Below are 18,424 nucleotides of genomic sequence, written 5' to 3'. Positions count from 1 at the left end.
GTCCTCACACCTCGCCCCGCGCGAGCAGCAGCCGGTAGGGCGCCGCGCGCTCGACCCGCCACCCCTCGGGCGCCACAGCCCGCAGCTCGGCGGCGGTGAAGCTGCGCCGCACCGACAGCGACCCGTCGTAGTGGAGGAACGAGCCGGCCGCGATCGGTCGCGTGGCCAGCAGGTAGGCCGTGTAGGCCAGCCGCGAGCGCTCGATGTCGTTGTGGAGGGCGCGCGGGGCCAGGCGCTCGCTGTCGGCGAGCAGGTCGGCGAGTGATTCCGGCGACAGGTGGTGCAGCACGTGGTTGGAGGTCACCAGGTCGAAGTGCTCGCCCTCGGCGACCAGGTCGGCGCTGCTCGCGCGGCGGAACTCGACTCCGGGCGGCGCGGGCGTCGACGTGGCGAAGGCGGAGGCGCGCTCGTCCGGATCGACGGCGGTGATCGCCAGGCGGAGGCCGTCCTCGCGGGCCCAGCCGGCGAGGGAGCGGGCGACGTCGCCGCCTCCGGAGCCGATGTCGAGCAGGCGGAACGGCTCGTCGGGCCGCAGCAGCGGACGCAGGCGCGAGCGGTAGAGGCCGCGCCACCCCGAGACCAGCCGGTTCACGGTGCCGAAGCGGGCGTAGGTGGCGTCGAGCAGGGTGCGGTCGCAGTCCGGGTCGTCCATCAGCTCCTGCTCGGAGACCTCGCGGTGGCGCAGGTCCGGCGCGAGAGGGGCTCGCGGAGTCACTCCCCGCCCCGCTTGGTGAGCAGCGCGAGCTCGACGGTGAGGCCGGGGCCGAACGCCATCGCGCCGATCCGCTCGCCGTCGGCCGCCTCGCCGTGCAGCAGGCGCCGCAGGATGAAGAGGACGGTCGCGCTCGACATGTTGCCGTTGGTCCGCAGCACCTCGCGCGACGGGGCCAGCTGCTCGTCGCTGAGGGCGAGCGAGGCCTGCACCTTGTCGAGGATGCTGCGGCCGCCGGGGTGGATCGCCCAGCGCTGCACGTCGCTCCGCTCGACCTCGGCGCCGGCCAGCAGCGGGGCGACGGCCGCCTCGATGTTCGCTCCGATGATCGAGGGCACGTAGGTGCTCAGCCGCATCGAGAAGCCGTGGTCGCCGATCGTCCACGCCATCTCGGTCTCGCCCTCGTCGGTGAGCGTCGTGGCGAGCGCGTCGAGCTCGAGCACCGGGGTGCCGGGCGCGGCCTCGCGGGCGGTGACGACGGCCGCCGCACCGCCGTCGGCGAAGACGGAGGTCGCGACGATCTGCTCCGGGTCGTTGGAGCTGGTGAGGTGGATGGTGCACAGCTCGACCGCGACGACGAGGACGACCGCCTCCGGGTCGGCCTCGCAGAACTGGCGGGCGGCGCGCAGGCCGGGGAAGGCGCCGTAGCAGCCCATGAAGCCGAGGTGGAAGCGCTGCGTCGAGGGTGCGAGGCCGAGGCGGCGGACCAGCTGGTAGTCGGGCCCCGGGGCGTAGAAGCCGGTGCAGGAGACCGTCACCACGTGGGTGACGTCCTCGGGGGTCATCGACGCGGACGAGAGGGCGCGGCGGGCCGCCTCCGTGAAGAGCTCGGGAGCGCGCTCGGTGTAGACGGCGTTGCGCGCGGCCGTCCCCGGGTCGAGCACCAGGCCGCTCCCCGCGTCGTAGAAGACGCTCGCACCCTCCCGCTCGACCCGGTCGAGCTCGTCGACCACCGTGCTGCGGGTGTCGATCCCGGACGCGTCGAAGGCCGCGCCGATCAGGCGGGACCCGAGCCGGGTCATCGCGGGCTGGGACGCGAAGAGGTCGCGCACCTCGGACTGGCGCAGGACCGTGGTCGGCACCGCCGTCTCGATGCTGCGGATGTGCACACTCACCCGCAGGAACCTATCGCGGAATCCTGCGGGTGAGCGGTGCCCTGGAGCGTGATCAGAGGATCGGCTTCCCGCCGGTGACGGCGATCGTCGACCCGCTGATGTAGCTCGCCTCGTCGGAGGCGAGGAGGACGTAGGCGGGGGCCACCTCGGCCGGCTGCCCGGGGCGGCCCAGCGGGACCTGCTCGCCGAACTCGGCGACGGCCTCCTCCGGCATGGTCGAGGGGATCAGCGGCGTCCAGATCGGGCCGGGCGCGACCGAGTTGGCGCGGATGCCCTTCTCGCCGAGCGCCTGCGCGAACGAGGCGGTGAGGCTGAGGATCGCCGACTTCGTGGCGGCGTAGGGGAGCAGCTGGTACGACGGCTGGTCGGACTGCACCGAGCTCGTCGCGATGATCGATGCGCCCTCCTTCAGGTGGGGCAGCGCCGACTTCACGAGGTGGAAGTAGGCGCTGATGTTCGTCGCGATCGTGCGGTCCCACTCCTCGTCCGGGATGTCGGTGACGCTCTCGCGGCTCATCTGGAAGGCGGCGTTGCTGACGAGCACCTCGAGGTGGCCGAAGCGCTCGACGGTCTCGGTGACGACGGCGCGGCAGTGCGCCGGGTCCTGCAGGTCGCCGGGGAGGAGCAGCGCCTCGCGGCCGGCCTCCCGGACCCACTTGGCGGTGTCCTCGGCGTCGTCGTGCTCGTCGAGGTACGAGATCGCGACGTCGGCGCCCTCGCGCGCGAACGCGATCGCGACGGCCTTGCCGATGCCGCTGTCGCCGCCCGTGATGAGGGCGACCTTGCCGCTGAGGCGGCCGGTGCCGCGGTAGCTGGTCTCGCCGTGGTCGGCCTTCGGCGTCAGCTCGGCCTCGGTGCCGGGCGGTGTCTGCTCGGGGGATTCCGGAGTCATGACTCTCCCTCTCGTGTCGTCGGTCGGTGCCTCCATGCAAGCGGCTGGGAGGGAGGGGGCGCAGGGGGTTGACGACCGGACCGCTCCGTCCTGTCGTCAAGCCCGCGACACCGAGGGCTCCCTGGGTCTTGACTGAGCGTGTCGCCCTTCTTCGGGGCGCTCGGCCAGGAGGTTCGACATGAGCACGACAGACAGGGATCCGGCTGACGGCGGACTGCCGCGACGCGCAGAGGGCTCGGCGGCGGGCGGCACGGCGCGCATCGACTCGGCGGGGGACACGGGAGCGGCTGCGGCGACGGACCGCTCCGCGACTCCGGACCGCTCCGCCTCCTCGGACCGTTCCGCCTCGACGGACCGCTCCGCTTCGACGGACCGCTCCGCTTCGACGGACCGATCCGACTCGGCCCACTCGGCTCCCGAGCACCGCGCGCCCGTCGACCCCGACTCCGCCGAGGCGAAGCAGGCCCGTGCGGCCGCGCGCAAGGACATCCACCAGCGCGAGCGCGACCGCTTCGGCGGCTTCAAGATCGGCTGCGCCTTCTTCGGCTGGCTCGCCGCCACCGGACTCGCCGTCCTCCTGACCGCCCTCGTCACCGCGATCGGGGCCGCCGTCATCGGCACCCAGGACGTCACCGGCGACCTCGCGGCCGACCCCGCCGCGTTCGGCTGGGCGGGCGCGATCGCACTGCTGGTCATCCTCCTCGTCGCCTACTACTGCGGCGGCTACGTGGCCGGCCGCATGGCCCGCTTCAGCGGAGCGAAGCAGGGCGTCGGAGTGTGGGCCTGGGCGGTCGTCGTCGCGATCGTCGTGGGCATCGTCTCGGCGATCACCGGCGGCAGCCAGGCGCTCTCCGCGGTGAGCGGCTTCCCGACGATCCCCCTGGACGCCGGCGACGCCACGGCCGCGGCGGTCGTGACGGCGCTCGCCGCCCTGGTCGTCGCGCTGGTCGGCGCCGTGCTCGGCGGTCTCGCCGGCATGCGCTTCCACCGCCGCGTCGACCGCGAGGGCCTCTCCGGCCTCTCCGTCTGACGCTCCCGTCCCTCCTCCCTCCCCGGAAGCTGCCGCTCCGGTACGCCACGCACGCCGTGTCGCGCACCGGAGGGGCAGCTCACGGAGGGGAGGTAGGGTCCATCGCGTGACGGGGGAGCGAGGGACGCGGCTGGCGGACGAGCTGCGGGAGTGGGACGCGGGCGCGCTCGCGGACCTGCGGGACGAGTACCTGGCGTTCCTCGAGCAGCGCGGCGAGTCGGCGCTCGAGCGCGACGGCGGCCCCGAGCACGTCACGGCGAGCTGCTTCGTGCTCTCGCCGAATCTGGCGCAGGTGCTGCTCTGCTTCCACCGCAAGGGCCGGTTCTGGGTGCAGCTCGGCGGTCATGTCGAGCCCGGTGACGACTCCACGGCCGACGCGGCCCTCCGCGAGGCGCAGGAGGAGAGCGGAGCGGCACGACTGCAGCCGCTCGGCGTCCTGCCCCTCGACCTCGACCGGCACGCGCTCGGCGACGGCTTCGGCCGCTGCTCCCGCCACTGGGACGTGGGCTACGGTGCGATCGCCGATCCGGACGCTCCCGTGACCGTCAGCGACGAGAGCGACGACGTGGCCTGGTGGCCGGTCGACGCGCTGCCCGCCGAGGTGCCGCCGGGGTTCGCCGAGCGGCTGGCCGGGGCGCTCGCCGCGGCGCGTCTCCTCCGCGATGCGGGGTCGCTCGGCGGCTGATCGAGGCCCGCCTCCACCCACTCCGCGTCCCGGCAGCGCGCCTGCGACGAGTCCTCCCCGTGACTCCGGCGCCGTGCGGCACGATGGGGCGATGAGCAGCACCGCTGACCCCGTCGTCGTCCTCGCCGGTGCGAGCGGATTCCTCGGGACGGACCTCGCCCGCCGCTTCACCGCCGACGGCTGGACGGTGCGGAGGATCGGCCGCTCCGGGCCGGACGCGCGCTGGGGCGACACCGTCGGCATCACCCGCGTGCTCGACGGTGCGCGCCTCCTGGTGAACCTGGCCGGCAAGAGCGTCGACTGCCGGTACACCGCGGCGAACCGCGCCGAGATCCTCCGCTCGCGCGTGGCGACCACCGCGGAGCTGCACCGGGCGGTCGCGGCGGCCGCGACTCCTCCGCCGGTCTGGATGAACGCGAGCACGGCCACGATCTACCGGCACGAGGAGGAGCGGGCGAACACCGAGGACGAGGGCGTGCTCGGCGAGGGCTTCTCGGTCGACGTGGCGCGGGCGTGGGAGTCGGAGTTCTTCGCCGGGGAGACGCCCGGCGTGCGGCGCGTGGCGCTGCGGATGTCCATCGTGCTCGGAGACGGTCCGGCGACGGCGATCCTGCTGCGGCTGGCGCGGCTCGGCCTCGGCGGTCCGCAGTTCGACGGGCCGTGGCCCTCGACGCGCGCGCGACGCGAGGCCGGCGTGCACCACGAGCACCGGCGCACCCGCGGCCGTCAGCACTTCAGCTGGATCCACGTGGAGGACGTCCACCGGTCGATCCGCTTCCTCGAGGAGTCGACCCTCGGCGGGCCGGTGAATCTCGCGTCGCCGAATCCGAGCGACAACACCGAGCTCTCCCGGCTGCTCCGCGCCGCCGTGGGCCGCCGGATCGGCGTCCCGGCTCCGCGCTTCGTCCTCGAGCCCGCGACGCTCCTGCTCCGCACCGAATCCGAGCTCCTGCTCAAGTCCCGCTGGGTCGTGCCCGCCCGCCTCGAGGACGCCGGCTTCGCCTTCGCGCACCCCCACCTCGCCGAGGCCCTCCGCACCCTGGCCTGACCCGCCCCCCCGCGAGGCGACCGACCTCCGCCGCGAGCCCGTGTCGCGGAGGTCCGAGTCCGAGCGCGGGTCCACTCCACCCCCGGCCACCCTCGAGGCGTCGACCGGAACGCGTGCCGAGCGTGTCGTACGCGCCGATCGCTCCCCGAGACCCGGCCACTCTCCCAGCTGACTGCGCCACGCCGCGCGGGGAGCGGCGTGGCCGACATCACGCTGAGGTCGCGCTACTGCGCGACCTTCGCCGCGATGTCGCTCCGATACAGCCCGCCGTCGAGGTGGATCAGGTCGAGCGCACGGTACGCCCGCTCCCGCGCCTCGGCGAAGTCGGCGCCGCGCGCGACGACGTTGAGCACGCGGCCGCCGGTGGCGACGAAGCTCCCGTCGACCAGCTGGGTCGCCGCGTGGGCGATGGTGACGCCGGGGACGTCCGCCGCCGCGTCGAGTCCGGTGATGGTCCGTCCGGTGACGGCGTTCTCGGGGTAGCCCTCGCTCGCGAGGACGACGGTGACGGCGACCTCGTCCGTGAACGCGGGCCACGGGACGGAGGCGAGCGCGCCGGTGGCCGCCGCGTGCAGCAGCGCGGACAGCGGGGAGGCGAGGCGGGGGAGGACGACCTGGGTCTCGGGGTCTCCGAAGCGGGCGTTGAACTCGATCACGCGCAGGCCCGCGTCGGTCACGATGAGGCCGCAGTAGAGGAGTCCGACGAAGGGGGTGCGCTCGCGCTCGAGCTGGCGGATGGTCGGGATGGCGACCGTGTCGATCACCTCGTCGACGAAGGCGCGCTCGCTCTCCCAGCGGTCGGCGAGCCAGGGGAGCGGGGAGTAGGCGCCCATGCCGCCGGTGTTCGGCCCCTCGTCGCCGTCGCTCAGGCGCTTGAAGTCCTGCGCGGGGGAGAGGGGGACGACGTCGTGGCCGTCGGAGAGGAGGAAGAGGGAGACCTCCTGGCCGGCGAGGAACTCCTCGATGAGGACGTCGCCGGACTGCAGCCAGAACTCGGCGTGCGCGATCGCGGCGCTGCGCGACTCCGTCACCAGGACGCCCTTGCCCGCGGCGAGGCCGTCGGCCTTGACGACCGAGGGGAGTCCGTACTCGTCGATGGCGCGGGTGGCGTCGACCAGGGTGGAGACGCGGGTCGCGCGGCCGGTGGGCACGCGGGCCATGTCCATCACGCGCTTCGCGAAGGTCTTCGAGCCCTCGAGTGCGGCGGCGGCCCGGTCGGGGCCGAAGGTGGGGATGCGGCGCTTGCGGAGCGCGTCGGCGACTCCGGCGACCAGGGGCGCCTCGGGGCCGATGACGACGAGCTCGATGCCCTGCTCCACCGCGAAGTCGCTGACCAGCCGGGGGCTGTTCGTGTCGAAGTGGATGACCTCGACGTCGCGCGCGATGCCGGCGTTGCCGGGCGCCGCGATGATCTCGTGGTGCTCCTCCTCCGCGAGGAGAGCCGTGATGATGGCGTGCTCACGGGCACCCGAACCGAGGACGAGGATCTTCACCCTGACAGGATAGGGCGCCCCGCGCCGGGGCTGGTCCCTGTGACGTCCTCCTCCGCAGGGCGGCGCTGCGGACGCCGACACGCCGGGCGGAGCCCCGCGGAGGCCTCCGGGAGCGAGCGGCGGCGGCAGGATGGGTGGATGGCCAAGGGCAGGATCGACGAGGCGAGCGGGCAGTCCGCGGTGCGGGCGGCGCTCGCCGGAGGAGCGGACCGGAACACGACGGCGACGGCGGTGCGGTTCCTCCTGCAGATCATCGAGACGAACGTCCCCGGGCGCAGCGTCGAGGTGCGCGTTCCGCCGTTCGGCGCGGCCCAGTGCGTCGAGGGCCCGGGCCACACCCGCGGGACTCCGCCGAACGTGATCGAGATGGACGCGGCGACCTGGCTGCCGCTCGCGACCGGCTCGCTGCCGTGGAGCGAGGGTCTCGCGAGCGGGCGGATTCACGCCTCCGGAGTGCGCGCGGACCTCACGCCGTTCCTTCCCATCCTGCGCGTCGGCTGAGCGTCGGCGAGTTAACTTCTCGTAAACGCGGCGGCGAGCCGTCTCCAGAACGTTTGACCTGGGCTCCGCCGTCGGGTTGTCTGGGAATAACCCCCTCACGCGGCACGAATCCTCTCCGGATCCACCGCTCGATGCTTGGAGTCCCCTTCACGATGCGCAGTACTTCCCCGGGCCGACGCGGCCTCACCCGACTCCTCTCCGCGACCGCCGTCGGCGCCGTCGCCGGAGCGGCCCTCCTCGGCGCCACGCCCGCCGCGGCGGCCGAGGGCGATGTCGCCATCGACATCCTCTCGATCAACGACTTCCACGGGCGGCTCGCCGCCGACCGCGCCGTCGCCGGAGCCGCCGTGCTCGCCGGTGCCGTCGACTCCTACCGCGCCGCCAACCCGAACACGCTGTTCGTCTCGGCCGGCGACAACATCGGCGCCTCGACCTTCGTGTCGAAGGTGCAGGGCGACATCCCCACGCTCGACTCGCTGAACGCGATGGGCCTCGACGTCAGCACCCTGGGCAACCACGAGTTCGACCAGGGCCGCGCCGACGTCGACGGCCGCGTCGTGGACGCCTCGGCGTTCCCCTACGTGAACGCGAACCTCTACGACACCGCGACCGGCGAGCGCGCCTACTCCCCGTACGTGATCACCGAGCAGGACGGCGTCTCCGTCGCCTTCATCGGCGCGATCACCGAGGACCTCGGCAAGCTCGTCAGCCCCGCCACGATCTCGACGCTCTCCATCGAGCCGATCGCCGAGAACGTCAACGAGGTCGCCGCGCAGCTCCAGGACGGCGACGCCGCCAACGACGAGGCAGACGTGGTCGTCCTGCTCCTGCACGAGGGAGCCGACGCCGACGCGGCCGAGCTGAACACTCCGGAGGCGGACCCCAAGTTCGGCGCGATCGTCAACGCGGTCGCCCCGAACGTCGACGCGATCGTCTCGGGCCACAGCCACCAGGAGTACGACGCGGGCATCGACGCGGGCCGGGCCTTCCCGACCGTCGTGTCGCAGACCGGCAGCTACGCCGAGAACATCGGCCGCATGTCCCTGACCGTCGACCCGGCGACCAAGCAGCTCACCTCGCTCACCAGCGAGGTCGTGCCGCTGACGAAGGTCGTCGACGACCCGACCTCCGACGACCCGGCCAAGACGATCGTCGTCGGTGCCTTCGAGCCCGACCCCGAGGTCGAGACCATCGTCGCCGACGCCCAGGCCGTCGCCGTCCGCGAGGGCAGCGTGAAGGTCGGCACCATCACCGAGGACATCTCGCGCGCCTACCGCCCGGACGGCACCACGACCAACCGCGGCTCGGAGTCGACCCTCGGCAACCTCGTCTCGGACGCCCAGCTCTGGGCCACCCGTGAGCTCGGCACGCAGATCGCCTTCTCGAACGCGGGCGGCCTGCGCGACGACCTGTCCTACACCGCGACTCCGGACCAGCCCGGCGACGCGGACGGCGTGGTCACCTACGCCGAGGCCTCCGACGCCCAGCCCTTCGCGAACACCCTGGTGACCCTGCAGCTGACCGGCGAGCAGATCTCCGACCTGCTCGAGGAGCAGTGGGTGGGCAGCTCCAGCCACCCGCAGCTGAACCTCTCCACCTCGAAGGACCTCACCTACGTCTTCGACGCGACGGCGCCCGAGGGCTCGCGCATCTCGCAGGTGTTCTTCCAGAACGAGCCGATCGACCCGGCCGCGACCTTCACCGTCGTGACCAGCAGCTTCCTCGCGAGCGGCGGCGACGGCTTCAGCACCTTCACCGAGGGCACCGGCACGGCCGACTCCGGCCGCATCGACCTGGACGCCTTCGTCGGCTACATCCAGGACCTCGGCACCGTCAGCCCCGACCCCGTGCAGCGCACGATCGGCCTGACCGACAACGTCCCGGACTCGGGCGAGTACGCGGTCGGCGACACCATGACCGTCGACCTCTCCTCGCTCCTGTTCAGCACCGGAGCCGCGGCTGACACCACCGTGACCGCGAGCGTCGACGGCACCGTCGTCGGCACCGCGACGATCGACCCGACCCGGGCCGTCACCGACGACTCGACCGGTCGCGCCTCGTTCTCGGTCCCGATCGACGAGAGCCTGGCGGGCGGCGCGCACACCGCGACGTTCGTGCTCGACACCACCGGCACCGAGATCAGCGTCGGCTTCGCCGTCGCGGCCGGCGCCGAAGCGGGCACCCCGACTCCCGGACCGACCACGGAGCCGACGCCCGCGCCGACCACGCCGCCCACCACGGGCCCCGCGCCGACGCCGACCACTGCTCCGGTCGCCGGCTCGCACCACCTCGCCGAGACCGGAGTGGACGCGACCCCCGCGTTCGCCGCCGGGATCGCCGCTCTGCTGCTCGGTCTGGGCATGACGGTCGCGCGCCTGCGCCGCCGCACCGCCGCGAAGTAGTCGCACCACGCGCACGACGGGCCCTCGACTCCGGTCGGGGGCCCGTCGTCGTGTGCGGGGCGAGCCGATGGTCGACCCCCGGGAGCCGCGGCGGGGAGGCGCTCCCCGAGGAGCGGCACCAGCCCCCGGAGACGCGAGAACGCCGCCTCCCGATCGGGAGACGGCGTCGGAACGCGATGAGGTGCTGTCGCGGAGCGGCGGGGCTCAGTGCTGCGCGGGGACCTGACGGTAGCCGTCGCGGCTGGCGACGAGCACCGTCGACACCGTGCCCCATGCGGCGAGGCCACTGAGGACGACGAGGATTGCGATGCTCATGAGTGTTCTGCCTTTCGTTGCGGCGGCTTCTGATCCATCCGCCGGGATGCTGTGTACAACGTCCAGTGTCCGGCCCCGTGTTCCGTAGGACAATCGAACTGTTCTTGACCTGACGTGTAGTTTCTCTACATGGACGTGCGACGGCTGGAACTGCTCCGCGAGCTCTCGATGCGCCGCTCGATCACGGCCGTGGCGGAGGCGACGCACCGCACGCCCTCCGCGGTCTCGCAGCAGCTTAAGGTGCTCGAGCGCGAGGCCGGCGTGCCGCTGATCGAGCGCTCCGGCCGCGGTGTGGTGCTCACGGCGGCGGGACGCGAGCTCGCCCGGAGCGCCACCGAGATCGCGATCGCGCTCGAGCGGGCCGACGCCGTCTGGCAGACGTTCAAGAACAACCCGATCGGCGAGGTCACCATCGCGACCTTCCCCACTGCGGGCCAGATGCTCCTCCCGAACGCGCTGGTCGCGCTCCGCAGCGTCGAGGGACTCGTCGTGCAGTGCGAGGACGCGGACCCCGGCACCGACGAGTTCGCCGACCTGACCGCCGACTTCGACATCGTGCTCGCCCACTCGCCCACCGGCAGAAGCGCCTGGGCCGGCCGCGGCCTCGCGATGGCGGAGCTGATGATCGAGCCCCTCGACATCGGCCTGCCGGCCGGGCACCGCCTCGCGGACCGGGCGACGGTCTCGGCGGCGGATCTGGTCGGCGAGACCTGGATCGGCGTCCCGGACGGGTTCCCGTTCGAGCGCGTGATGCAGGACATCGAGACCGCGTCCGGCGAGGCGGTGCGGGTGGAGCAGCGCTTCGCGTCGACCCGCGTGACGGAGGCGTTCGTCGCGGCGGGCCTGGGCATCGCGGTGCTCCCGCGCTACACGGCGGGCGGCGCGGGAGTGGTGGTGAAGCCGCTCCGCGGGGTGAACTCCGTGCGGCACATCGTCGCGCTGATGCGGCCCGACCGGGCGGAGCGGCTCTCGGTCCGCACCGTCGTCCGCGAGCTGCGCGCGCAGGCGGGCCGGCTGGTGCACGCGCTCTGAGCGATCACGGTGCAGTGCCCTCGCCCGCACGGGGGAGAATGGAGGCATGAGCGATCCCGCCCGCCCCGAGGTCACCCGCGAAGAGGTCGACGTCCGCCGCTCCCCGCGCGTCTGGCGCATCCTGACCCTCGGCGTCGGGCTCGGAGCGATCGCGGCCTTCGTGCTGACCTTCGCGCTGCCCGAGACGCAGGGCTTCTCCCGCGGGCAGGTCTTCGGCTTCAGCCTGCTGCTCTTCGTGACGCTGTTCGGCGCTCTCGCGGGGCTCGTCGTGGTGCTGCTCGACCGGGTCGTCGGCCGGAAGGTCGTCCGGACCACCGCCGAGCGGATCGTCGAGCGCGAGGACGCGGCCGAGGAGCCCGTGGCCGAGGAGGCCCTGCCCGACGTGCGCACGACGTCCGACGAGGACGACCCGCGGACGGGGTCCGACCGGGTCTAGCCGGCGGAGGCGGGCCGCATTGCGGCCGCGGCACTCCGCCCTGCGCTGAGTGTCCCGCCCGCGGCTCGCGCTCGCGGACGGGACCGCGGCGTCAGCGTCCCCGGCGCGACGAGGAGCGGCGGCTGCTGCTCGGGGTGGACGTCGGGCGCTTGGCGGCGGCGCGCTTGGCCTTCTGCGACTTCGAGATCTTCTTGGCCACGAAGGTGAGCAGGAACGGCAGGATTCGGTAGATCACGGGGGACTCCTCGGGTGCATGCGCGCGGGGCCGCGCACCCTCCGATCATGGAGCGGCGCACGGATCCGCGGCACCCGTTGCGCCGCGCCCGGCGCTGTGCAGAGCTCAGCTCAGCTGAGTGCGCTCCACCCAGTCGAGGTACTCCGGGGTGACGGTGCCCGTGACGTACTCGCCGGTGAAGCAGCTGGTCTCGAGGTCGGTGACGTCCGAGCCCTCGAGGATCGCCGCCTTCATGTCGGCGACCTCCTGGTAGATCAGCTGGTCGGCGCCGATCGCCTCCGAGATCTCGGGGATGCGGCGGTTGTGGGCCACGAGCTCCTGGCGCGAGGGCATGTTGATCCCGTACACGTGCGGGTAGCGCACGGGAGGCGCGGCGGATGCGAAGGTGACCGTGTTCGCGCCGGCCGCGCGGGCCATGTCGACGATCTCCTTGGAGGTGGTGCCGCGGACGATCGAGTCGTCGACGATCAGGACGTTCTTGCCCTTGAACTCGCTCGACATCGCGTTGAGCTTCTGCCGCACCGACTTCTTGCGGACCGCCTGCCCGGGCATGATGAACGTCCGGCCGACGTAGCGGTTCTTGTAGAAGCCCTCGCGGTACTCGATCCCGAGCTTCTGCGCGACCTGCATCGCGGCGGGGCGGGAGGAGTCGGGGATCGGCATGACGACGTCGATCGCTCCGCCCGGGGTGTACTGCGCGATGGTGTCGGCGAGGCGGTCGCCCAGGCGCAGGCGCGCCTCGTAGACCGAGATGCCCGACATCACGGAGTCGGGGCGGGCGAGGTAGACGTACTCGAACGAGCACGGGATGAGTCGCGGATCCTTCGCGCACTGGCGGCTGGCCATCCGGCCGTCGGGGGTGATGAAGACCGCCTCGCCGGGAGCGACGTCGCGGACGATCTCGAAGCCCTGCGCCTCGAGCACGAGCGACTCGGAGGCGACGACCCAGTCGTCCGGCGCCCCGGTGTTGCTGCGGCGGCCGACGATGAGCGGGCGGATCCCGAAGGGGTCGCGGAACGCCAGCAGCCCGACGCCGGCGATCAGCGCGATGGTGGCGTAGGAGCCCTCGACGCGCTCGTGCACGCGGGCGACGGCGTCGAACACCTCGTCGGCGTCGAGGTCGCGGCCCGACATCGAGGCCTGCAGCTCGTTCGCCAGCACGTTGACCAGCAGCTCCGTGTCGGAGGTGGTGTTGAGGTGGCGGCGGTCGATGCGGAAGAGCTCCTCGGTGAGCTCGCGCGTGTTCGTGAGGTTGCCGTTGTGGACGAGGATGATGCCGTACGGCGCGTTCACGTAGAACGGCTGGGCCTCCTCCTCGCGCTCGGCGTTGCCCTTCGTCGCGTAGCGCACGTGGCCGAGGCCCATGGATCCGAGCAGCGAGCGCATGTCGCGGGTGCGGAACGCCTCGCGGACCTGTCCCGCGGCCTTCTTGATGTGCAGGGTGCTGCCGTCGGCGGTCGCGATGCCGGTCGAGTCCTGGCCGCGGTGCTGCAGGAGGGAGAGGCTGTCGTAGATGGACTGGTTGACCGGTCCGGAGGACACGATCCCAACGATTCCGCACATGCCGGAGGGGCTCCCAAGGGGATAGCAGGGGGGGTTTGACGGTCCATCCTGGCACGCGGGGGACTCATCCCCTAATGGTTCGCCGTGGGCGGATCCGTGGTCGTGGGGGTACTCAGGGCGGCGTCGACCGGCGGATCGGCCGGGCGGTCGGTCGGGGAGCCGCGCGGCCGCTCAGCTGCTCGGAGCCGTCCAGGCGCCGGCGAGGCTGCGGTCCAGGACGCGGCGCCAGCCCTGCGGAGCCGCGGACTCGCGGCTGGTCGTGCCCGCCATCCAGAGCAGGGCCATCAGGTCGTCGTGGGTGAAGTCGGGGGAGAGGGATCCGTCGCGGTGGGCGGCCTCGACGAGATCCCGGCCGAGCTCGATCGAGCGGTCGCAGGCGTCGATGCGGGCGACTGCGTCGGGGGCCTGCGGAACTGGGTCCTCAACCTCCACTCCGCGCTCGAGCCCCGGGGCGTCTACGCCGCCCACGTGGCGATCACCGCGCTCATCGACGGCGGCCACCCGGACGCGGCGGCCGAGGTCATCGCCCGGTCCTACCTCGACCTCCACCGCGGCCGCGACCGCGCCGAGCTGCACTACGTGGCCTGGGACGCGTGACCGCGGGCGCGGAGCGGGAGCCGCCGGTGCGGCGGACCCGGATCCGCGCCGCGGCGGGAGAGGGCAGTCGGTAGGGTCGTCGCGTGAGTGATGAGACGAGCAGCTACGCCCGCGCAGGAGTCGACACGGCGGCGGGGGACCTCGCCGTCGAGCTGATGAAGTCGGCGGTGTCGGCGACGCACGACAGCCGGGTCCTCGGCGGGGTCGGCGGCTTCGCGGGCCTGTACGACGTCTCCTTCCTCCGCGACTTCCGCGCCCCCCTCCTCGCGACCTCGACCGACGGCGTCGGCACCAAGGTCGCGCTCGCCCAGGCGATCGACAAGCACGACACCATCGGGCAGGACCTCGTCGGCATGGTCGTCGACGACATCGTCGTGGTCGGCGCCCGCCCCTTCTTCATGACCGACTACATCGCGTGCGGCAAGGTCGTCCCGGCCCGCATCGCCGACATCGTCGCCGGCATCGCGCGCGCCTGCTCCGAGACGGGCACCGCGCTCGTCGGCGGCGAGACGGCCGAGCACCCGGGCCTGCTCGGACCCGACGACTACGACGTGGCGGGCGCGGCGGTCGGCGCGATCGAGGCCGACCAGGTGCGCGGCGCCGACCGCGTGCGCGACGGCGACGTCGTGGTGGCGATGGCCTCCTCCGGACTGCACTCGAACGGCTACTCGCTCGTGCGCCACATCCTCGCCGAGCGCGGCATCGGCTTCACCGACCGCTCCGAGGAGCTGGGCGGCGTGGTCGGCGAGGTGCTGCTGGAGCCGACCCGCCTCTACACCCGGCCCCTCCTCGACCTGCTCGACGACGCCGAGCTCGGCCCGGCCGTCCACTCCATCAGCCACGTCACCGGCGGCGGGATCGCGGCGAACCTCGCCCGGGTGCTGCCGCGCGGCTCCTGGGTCGAGGTCGAGCGGGCGAGCTGGAGCCCGTCCGACGTGTTCCGCGCGCTCGCCGGGATGTCCGGCGCGACGCTCGAGAGCACCGAGGGCACCTGGAACCTCGGCATCGGCATGTTCGCCGTCGTCGCGGCGGAGGCGGCCGACGGCGTGATCGCGCGCCTCGAGCGCTCGGGCGTCCCGTCGTGGGTCGCGGGCCGCGTCTCGACGGCCGCGCGCGGTTTCGAGGGCTTCGAGCAGGGCGCGAAGGGCGTCGACGGCGGAGCGGTCCGCCTGGTCGGGTCCTACGCGGGCTGACCTCCGGAGGCGCCGCGGATCAGCGCGGTGCGGCGTGCGCGCGCTCCCAGGAGTGCTCGTGCCGGGTCAGCAGCCACGAGCCCGCAGCGCAGAGCGCGCAGGCGGCCGCGGTGGCGAGCAGGGCGGTCGCCCAGGTCGGGGCGTCGCGGCTGACGAGCAGGTTCGCACAGGCGACCAGCACGCCGAGGCCGGCGCCCGCGCTGGTGCCGAGCACGAACGGGCCGTCGCGGCGGCTCGCGACGCGCACCGCGACCATGCCGGCGACCGCTCCCGCGCCTCCGACGACTCCGATGCCCGCGCCGGAGGCCGCTCCCATGAGCAGGCCGAAGCTCACCAGCCCGGGCGGGCCGTCGGCGGCGAGGACGCCGGGCAGGTAGAGGACCAGGGCGACGGCGGCGCCGACCGCGCCGCCCACCAGGATCGCGCCGACCAGCAGGGCGGCGGTGACGTAGCCGACCCGCGCGACAGGCCGCGCGGATCCTCCGGGTTCGAACATTCGCGGCTCCATCGACGCGGCCCGCGGGGCAGCGGGCGGTCCTCGGACAGTACGCCCGAACGCCCCTCGGCGGAACCGCCGTCGGGGATCGGCGGGACTAGCGCCGGAGGGTCTCGCTCGGGAGCTCGCCGAACCGCGTCGCGTAGTGCTGGGCGAAGCGGCCGCCGCTGATGAACCCCCAGCGTGCGGCGACGTCGCCGACCACCAGCGAGCCGATCGATCCGGCCGAGAGCTCCTCGTGCGCGCGCTCGAGGCGGACGTCGCGCAGGTAGTGCCGCGGGGTCTCGCCGAAGGCGCGCTGGAACGCCAGCTGCACGCCGCGGACCGTGAGCCCGGCCGCGTCGGCGATGTCGGCCACTCCGAGGGGCAGGTCGGCGTTGGCCTGCACGAACTCCACGGCCCGTCGGAGGCGCCGAGCGCTGACCGAGGGCGGCACGGCCGGCAGCGGGGCGATGCGGTGGGCGAAGGTCTGCAGGGCGGCGAGCGCGGCGATGCGGGCGACGCCGTCGCGCTGCAGCGCGGTCGGCGTGTGCGCGGAGGCGAGGGTGTCGCGCAGGAGCCGGATCGCCGCCCACCAGGCGGTCGTGTCGCGCGCCACGGGGGCGAACCGCAGCGGGCCGGGCTCGGTGCCGTGCAGCTCGGCGGCGATCGCCTCGAGGTGGGCGGCCTCGAAGTGCACGAGCGCGTCGCGGTACTCGAGGGCCTCGAAGCCGAAGGGCCGGCCGCTCGGGAACATGGCCGGGCGCCCGACGACGAGGCGGTGCTCGTCGCGCCCCAGGTCGAGGGAGGCGCGCCCCGCGGTCAGCCAGAGGGCGACGTAGACGTCGCTCGGGGCCACCGTGCCGCGCACCCGGCCCAGGAAGGAGGCGGAGTGGAGGCTCACGGGCCCGGGCCCGGTCGTCGTGTAGCGGAACGCGAACGGCACGACCGAGCGCTCGGCCCGGAAGCCGGAGCCGTTGTACGAGCCGGCGTAGAAGTCGCGCGCCTCGTCGAGGTCGTTCCCGCGACGCTCCGACTGCCACACGGGCAGCCGTGCGGGCGGGGAAGTGCTCATCCGGTCAGTGTCCCAGGGGGCACCGACATTCTGAACTCAGTGGCGGAAAGCGGGAGAACGTGCTCAGCCGAGCGACCCGCGCTCCAGGTCGGGTCCCTCACCCGCCGGATCGCCGTCCGCACGCGAAACGGGGCCGCCCCGAGGGAGCGGCCCCGATTCACGGGAGGAGTCACGCACGCTTCTGGTGCGGCTCCTCGACGAGGTCCGTGTCGTCGCCGTCGTCCTCGGCGTCGATCCACTTCGAGTAGTCCGGCTCGTCCGGGTGGCTGAGCTCGCGCTCGAGCGCGCTGTAATCGACCGCCGGGCTGAACGACTTCAGCTCACGGGCGATCTTGGTGTTCTTCGCCTTCTGACGGCCGCGCCCCATGGGTGACCCCCTCACGATGACAGGCCAGACGGGCAGTGAGCCGGCTGGGGAAAAGAGCAGACAGGGAAAGTTGAAATCTACGCGGTAGTTTAGCAGACGGGGGACACGCCACCCCGGGCCTCGATCTGCCGGACGGCCGCCCATCCTCGACCGCGTCAGGAGCACCGTGGACAGCGTCGCCCCACCGCGTCCCGTCGTGGTGATCGGCGCGGGCCAGGCGGGTCTGTCCGTGGCCTACTACCTGCGCCGTCTCGGCCTCGTCCCCGGGCGCGACCTGATCGTCGTCGACCGCGGTCCGGAGCCCGGCGGGGCCTGGCAGTTCCGCTGGGAGGCCCTGCGGCTCGGCTCCGCGCACCGCGTGCACGATCTCCCGGGCATGGAGCGGATGGGGCTCTCGTTCCGCACGGCCGATCACCGGCGACCGGCACGGGACGTGGTCCGCGAGTACTACGGGCGCTACGAGGAGGAGCTCGGTCTCGAGATCCGCCGTCCGGAGTCGGTGCGGCGCGTCACGAGTGCGACGCCGCACGACACGGGGTCGCCGCTCGTCGTCGAGTCCGACCGCGCGGTCGAGCGCGCGAGCCTGCTCGTCAACGCGACCGGCACCTGGGGATCGCCCTTCGTACCGCACTACCCCGGGCGCGACCGCTTCCGCGGCGTGCAGATCGACCCGACCGAGTACGTCCGCGCCGAGGACTTCGCCGGGAAGCAGGTGCTCGTGGTCGGCGGCGGCACCTCGGCGATCGGCTTCCTGCTGGAGCTCGAGCGGGTGGCGCGCTCACTGACGTGGGCGACGCGGCGACCGGTGGTCTACCACGACGGCGAGCAGCTGGCGATGGAGTCGGCGGTGGAGGCGGTGGCCGAGCAGGACCGCGCCGCCCGCGCCGGGCTGCCCCTCCCGAGCATCGTCGGCGGCACGGGCGTGCAGCGCACCCGCCGGGTGGTCGCCGGGATCGAGCGCGGGCTCCTGCACGAGCGGGGGATGTTCTCGTCGATCGAGGAGGAGGGCGTGCGCTGGCCGGACGGCTCCTTCACGCGCGCCGACGCGATCATCTGGGCGACGGGCTTCCGGCCGGAGCTGCGCCACCTCGCTCCGCTCGGGCTGCGCGAGCGCGAGGGCGGCATCGCGGTCGCCGACGGAGCCTCGCTGACGGATCAGCGCGTCTTCTTCGCCGGCTACGGCCCGACGGCCTCGACCATCGGGGCGAACCGCTCGGGCCGGCGCATCGCGCGCGCGGTCGTGGCGCGCCTGCCCTGA

The 18,424-nt window shown here is 73.4% G+C and carries 19 protein-coding genes; 10 read left to right on the top strand and 9 right to left on the bottom strand.

The genetic code is table 11. The features are described 5' to 3' along the window. Positions 1-4: 4 nt before the first annotated feature. From C5C71_RS08695 to C5C71_RS08685, 3 genes are read right to left on the bottom strand one after another with little or no spacing between them, the layout of a single operon-like run. Positions 5-715 carry a class I SAM-dependent methyltransferase gene (locus C5C71_RS08695; RefSeq protein ID WP_258060494.1) on the bottom strand — a complete coding sequence of 237 codons (711 nt, stop codon included), beginning with the start codon at positions 713-715 and terminating at the stop codon, positions 5-7. Then, positions 712-1,827 (bottom strand): type III polyketide synthase, encoded by a 1,116-nt coding sequence (locus C5C71_RS08690; RefSeq protein WP_104288444.1) that lies wholly within the window; start codon positions 1,825-1,827, stop codon positions 712-714. The genes C5C71_RS08695 and C5C71_RS08690 overlap by 4 nt, the downstream gene beginning before the upstream one ends. A gap of 52 nt (positions 1,828-1,879) precedes the next feature. Then, entirely contained in the window at positions 1,880-2,719 is an 840-nt protein-coding gene (locus C5C71_RS08685; protein WP_104239006.1) for an SDR family oxidoreductase, read from the bottom strand. A gap of 178 nt (positions 2,720-2,897) precedes the next feature. Between C5C71_RS08685 and C5C71_RS08680 the strand changes: the two genes are divergently transcribed. The 3 genes from C5C71_RS08680 to C5C71_RS08670 all read left to right on the top strand — a co-directional run bounded on the left by C5C71_RS08680 (position 2,898) and on the right by C5C71_RS08670 (position 5,482). Further along, positions 2,898-3,749 (top strand): hypothetical protein, encoded by an 852-nt coding sequence (locus C5C71_RS08680; RefSeq protein WP_181065678.1) that lies wholly within the window; start codon positions 2,898-2,900, stop codon positions 3,747-3,749. A gap of 106 nt (positions 3,750-3,855) precedes the next feature. Then, entirely contained in the window at positions 3,856-4,434 is a 579-nt protein-coding gene (locus C5C71_RS08675) for an NUDIX hydrolase (protein WP_258059461.1), read from the top strand. Positions 4,435-4,525: 91 nt separating this feature from the next. Continuing rightward, on the top strand, positions 4,526-5,482 hold the full coding sequence (locus C5C71_RS08670; protein WP_104337539.1) for an epimerase: 957 nt from the start codon (positions 4,526-4,528) through the stop codon (positions 5,480-5,482). 224 nt (positions 5,483-5,706) lie between these two features. On the opposite strand, the gene purD is transcribed toward C5C71_RS08670, so the two are convergent. Beyond that, positions 5,707-6,975, bottom strand: coding sequence for a phosphoribosylamine--glycine ligase (gene purD / locus C5C71_RS08665; RefSeq protein ID WP_104223771.1), 1,269 nt, complete (start codon positions 6,973-6,975; stop codon positions 5,707-5,709). A gap of 138 nt (positions 6,976-7,113) precedes the next feature. Between purD and C5C71_RS08660 the strand changes: the two genes are divergently transcribed. The 4 genes from C5C71_RS08660 to C5C71_RS08645 all read left to right on the top strand — a co-directional run bounded on the left by C5C71_RS08660 (position 7,114) and on the right by C5C71_RS08645 (position 11,661). Beyond that, positions 7,114-7,476, top strand: coding sequence for a sterol carrier family protein (locus C5C71_RS08660; protein WP_104223770.1), 363 nt, complete (start codon positions 7,114-7,116; stop codon positions 7,474-7,476). A gap of 152 nt (positions 7,477-7,628) precedes the next feature. Continuing rightward, positions 7,629-9,878, top strand: a complete 2,250-nt coding sequence (locus C5C71_RS08655; protein WP_181065677.1) for a bifunctional UDP-sugar hydrolase/5'-nucleotidase — start codon at positions 7,629-7,631, stop codon at positions 9,876-9,878. A gap of 444 nt (positions 9,879-10,322) precedes the next feature. Further along, positions 10,323-11,225, top strand: coding sequence for a LysR family transcriptional regulator (locus C5C71_RS08650; RefSeq protein WP_104223768.1), 903 nt, complete (start codon positions 10,323-10,325; stop codon positions 11,223-11,225). 46 nt (positions 11,226-11,271) lie between these two features. Then, on the top strand, positions 11,272-11,661 hold the full coding sequence (locus C5C71_RS08645; RefSeq protein WP_104233832.1) for a hypothetical protein: 390 nt from the start codon (positions 11,272-11,274) through the stop codon (positions 11,659-11,661). Positions 11,662-11,752: 91 nt separating this feature from the next. Here the strand turns inward: C5C71_RS08645 and C5C71_RS17580 are convergent, their stop codons facing one another. After that, positions 11,753-11,896, bottom strand: a complete 144-nt coding sequence (locus C5C71_RS17580; RefSeq protein ID WP_159940146.1) for a hypothetical protein — start codon at positions 11,894-11,896, stop codon at positions 11,753-11,755. Positions 11,897-12,001: 105 nt separating this feature from the next. Next, complete coding sequence (gene purF / locus C5C71_RS08640; protein ID WP_104223766.1) at positions 12,002-13,459, bottom strand: amidophosphoribosyltransferase; 1,458 nt, start codon at positions 13,457-13,459, stop codon at positions 12,002-12,004. A gap of 294 nt (positions 13,460-13,753) precedes the next feature. Between purF and C5C71_RS08635 the strand changes: the two genes are divergently transcribed. Further along, the gene (locus tag C5C71_RS08635; protein ID WP_146084447.1) at positions 13,754-14,056 is read left to right on the top strand and encodes a hypothetical protein; all 303 of its coding nucleotides are present in this window, start codon (positions 13,754-13,756) and stop codon (positions 14,054-14,056) included. Positions 14,057-14,139: 83 nt separating this feature from the next. Continuing rightward, positions 14,140-15,249, top strand: a complete 1,110-nt coding sequence (purM, locus tag C5C71_RS08630; RefSeq protein ID WP_104223764.1) for a phosphoribosylformylglycinamidine cyclo-ligase — start codon at positions 14,140-14,142, stop codon at positions 15,247-15,249. 19 nt (positions 15,250-15,268) lie between these two features. Here the strand turns inward: purM and C5C71_RS08625 are convergent, their stop codons facing one another. From C5C71_RS08625 to C5C71_RS08615, 3 genes are all read right to left on the bottom strand, one after another. After that, entirely contained in the window at positions 15,269-15,745 is a 477-nt protein-coding gene (locus C5C71_RS08625; RefSeq protein WP_104256048.1) for a hypothetical protein, read from the bottom strand. Positions 15,746-15,842: 97 nt separating this feature from the next. Next, complete coding sequence (locus tag C5C71_RS08620; RefSeq protein WP_104337536.1) at positions 15,843-16,799, bottom strand: helix-turn-helix transcriptional regulator; 957 nt, start codon at positions 16,797-16,799, stop codon at positions 15,843-15,845. A gap of 169 nt (positions 16,800-16,968) precedes the next feature. Beyond that, positions 16,969-17,166: a DUF3073 domain-containing protein gene (locus tag C5C71_RS08615; protein WP_097167615.1), complete on the bottom strand. Its 198-nt coding sequence runs from the start codon at positions 17,164-17,166 to the stop codon at positions 16,969-16,971. 166 nt (positions 17,167-17,332) lie between these two features. Between C5C71_RS08615 and C5C71_RS08610 the strand changes: the two genes are divergently transcribed. Further along, entirely contained in the window at positions 17,333-18,424 is a 1,092-nt protein-coding gene (locus C5C71_RS08610) for an FAD-dependent oxidoreductase (RefSeq protein ID WP_104337535.1), read from the top strand.

This window comes from Rathayibacter sp. AY1C1 (assembly GCF_002932105.1).
In the GTDB taxonomy this organism is placed as follows: Bacteria; Actinomycetota; Actinomycetes; order Actinomycetales; family Microbacteriaceae; genus Rathayibacter.
This window is presented reverse-complemented; position numbering and strand designations above follow the sequence as displayed.

Bases quoted from the DNA above. Each gene is read 5' to 3' on its own strand.
- C5C71_RS08620 (WP_104337536.1), bottom strand. From the start codon at position 16,799: ATGAGCACTTCCCCGCCCGCACGGCTGCCCGTGTGGCAGTCGGAGCGT.
- purF (WP_104223766.1), bottom strand. From the start codon at position 13,459: ATGTGCGGAATCGTTGGGATCGTGTCCTCCGGACCGGTCAACCAGTCC.
- C5C71_RS08660 (WP_104223770.1), top strand. From the start codon at position 7,114: ATGGCCAAGGGCAGGATCGACGAGGCGAGCGGGCAGTCCGCGGTGCGG.
- C5C71_RS08645 (WP_104233832.1), top strand. From the start codon at position 11,272: ATGAGCGATCCCGCCCGCCCCGAGGTCACCCGCGAAGAGGTCGACGTC.
- C5C71_RS08625 (WP_104256048.1), bottom strand. From the start codon at position 15,745: ATGTTCGAACCCGGAGGATCCGCGCGGCCTGTCGCGCGGGTCGGCTAC.
- C5C71_RS08680 (WP_181065678.1), top strand. From the start codon at position 2,898: ATGAGCACGACAGACAGGGATCCGGCTGACGGCGGACTGCCGCGACGC.
- C5C71_RS08685 (WP_104239006.1), bottom strand. From the start codon at position 2,719: ATGACTCCGGAATCCCCCGAGCAGACACCGCCCGGCACCGAGGCCGAG.
- C5C71_RS08670 (WP_104337539.1), top strand. From the start codon at position 4,526: ATGAGCAGCACCGCTGACCCCGTCGTCGTCCTCGCCGGTGCGAGCGGA.
- C5C71_RS08655 (WP_181065677.1), top strand. From the start codon at position 7,629: ATGCGCAGTACTTCCCCGGGCCGACGCGGCCTCACCCGACTCCTCTCC.
- C5C71_RS08650 (WP_104223768.1), top strand. From the start codon at position 10,323: ATGGACGTGCGACGGCTGGAACTGCTCCGCGAGCTCTCGATGCGCCGC.
- C5C71_RS08615 (WP_097167615.1), bottom strand. From the start codon at position 17,166: ATGGGGCGCGGCCGTCAGAAGGCGAAGAACACCAAGATCGCCCGTGAG.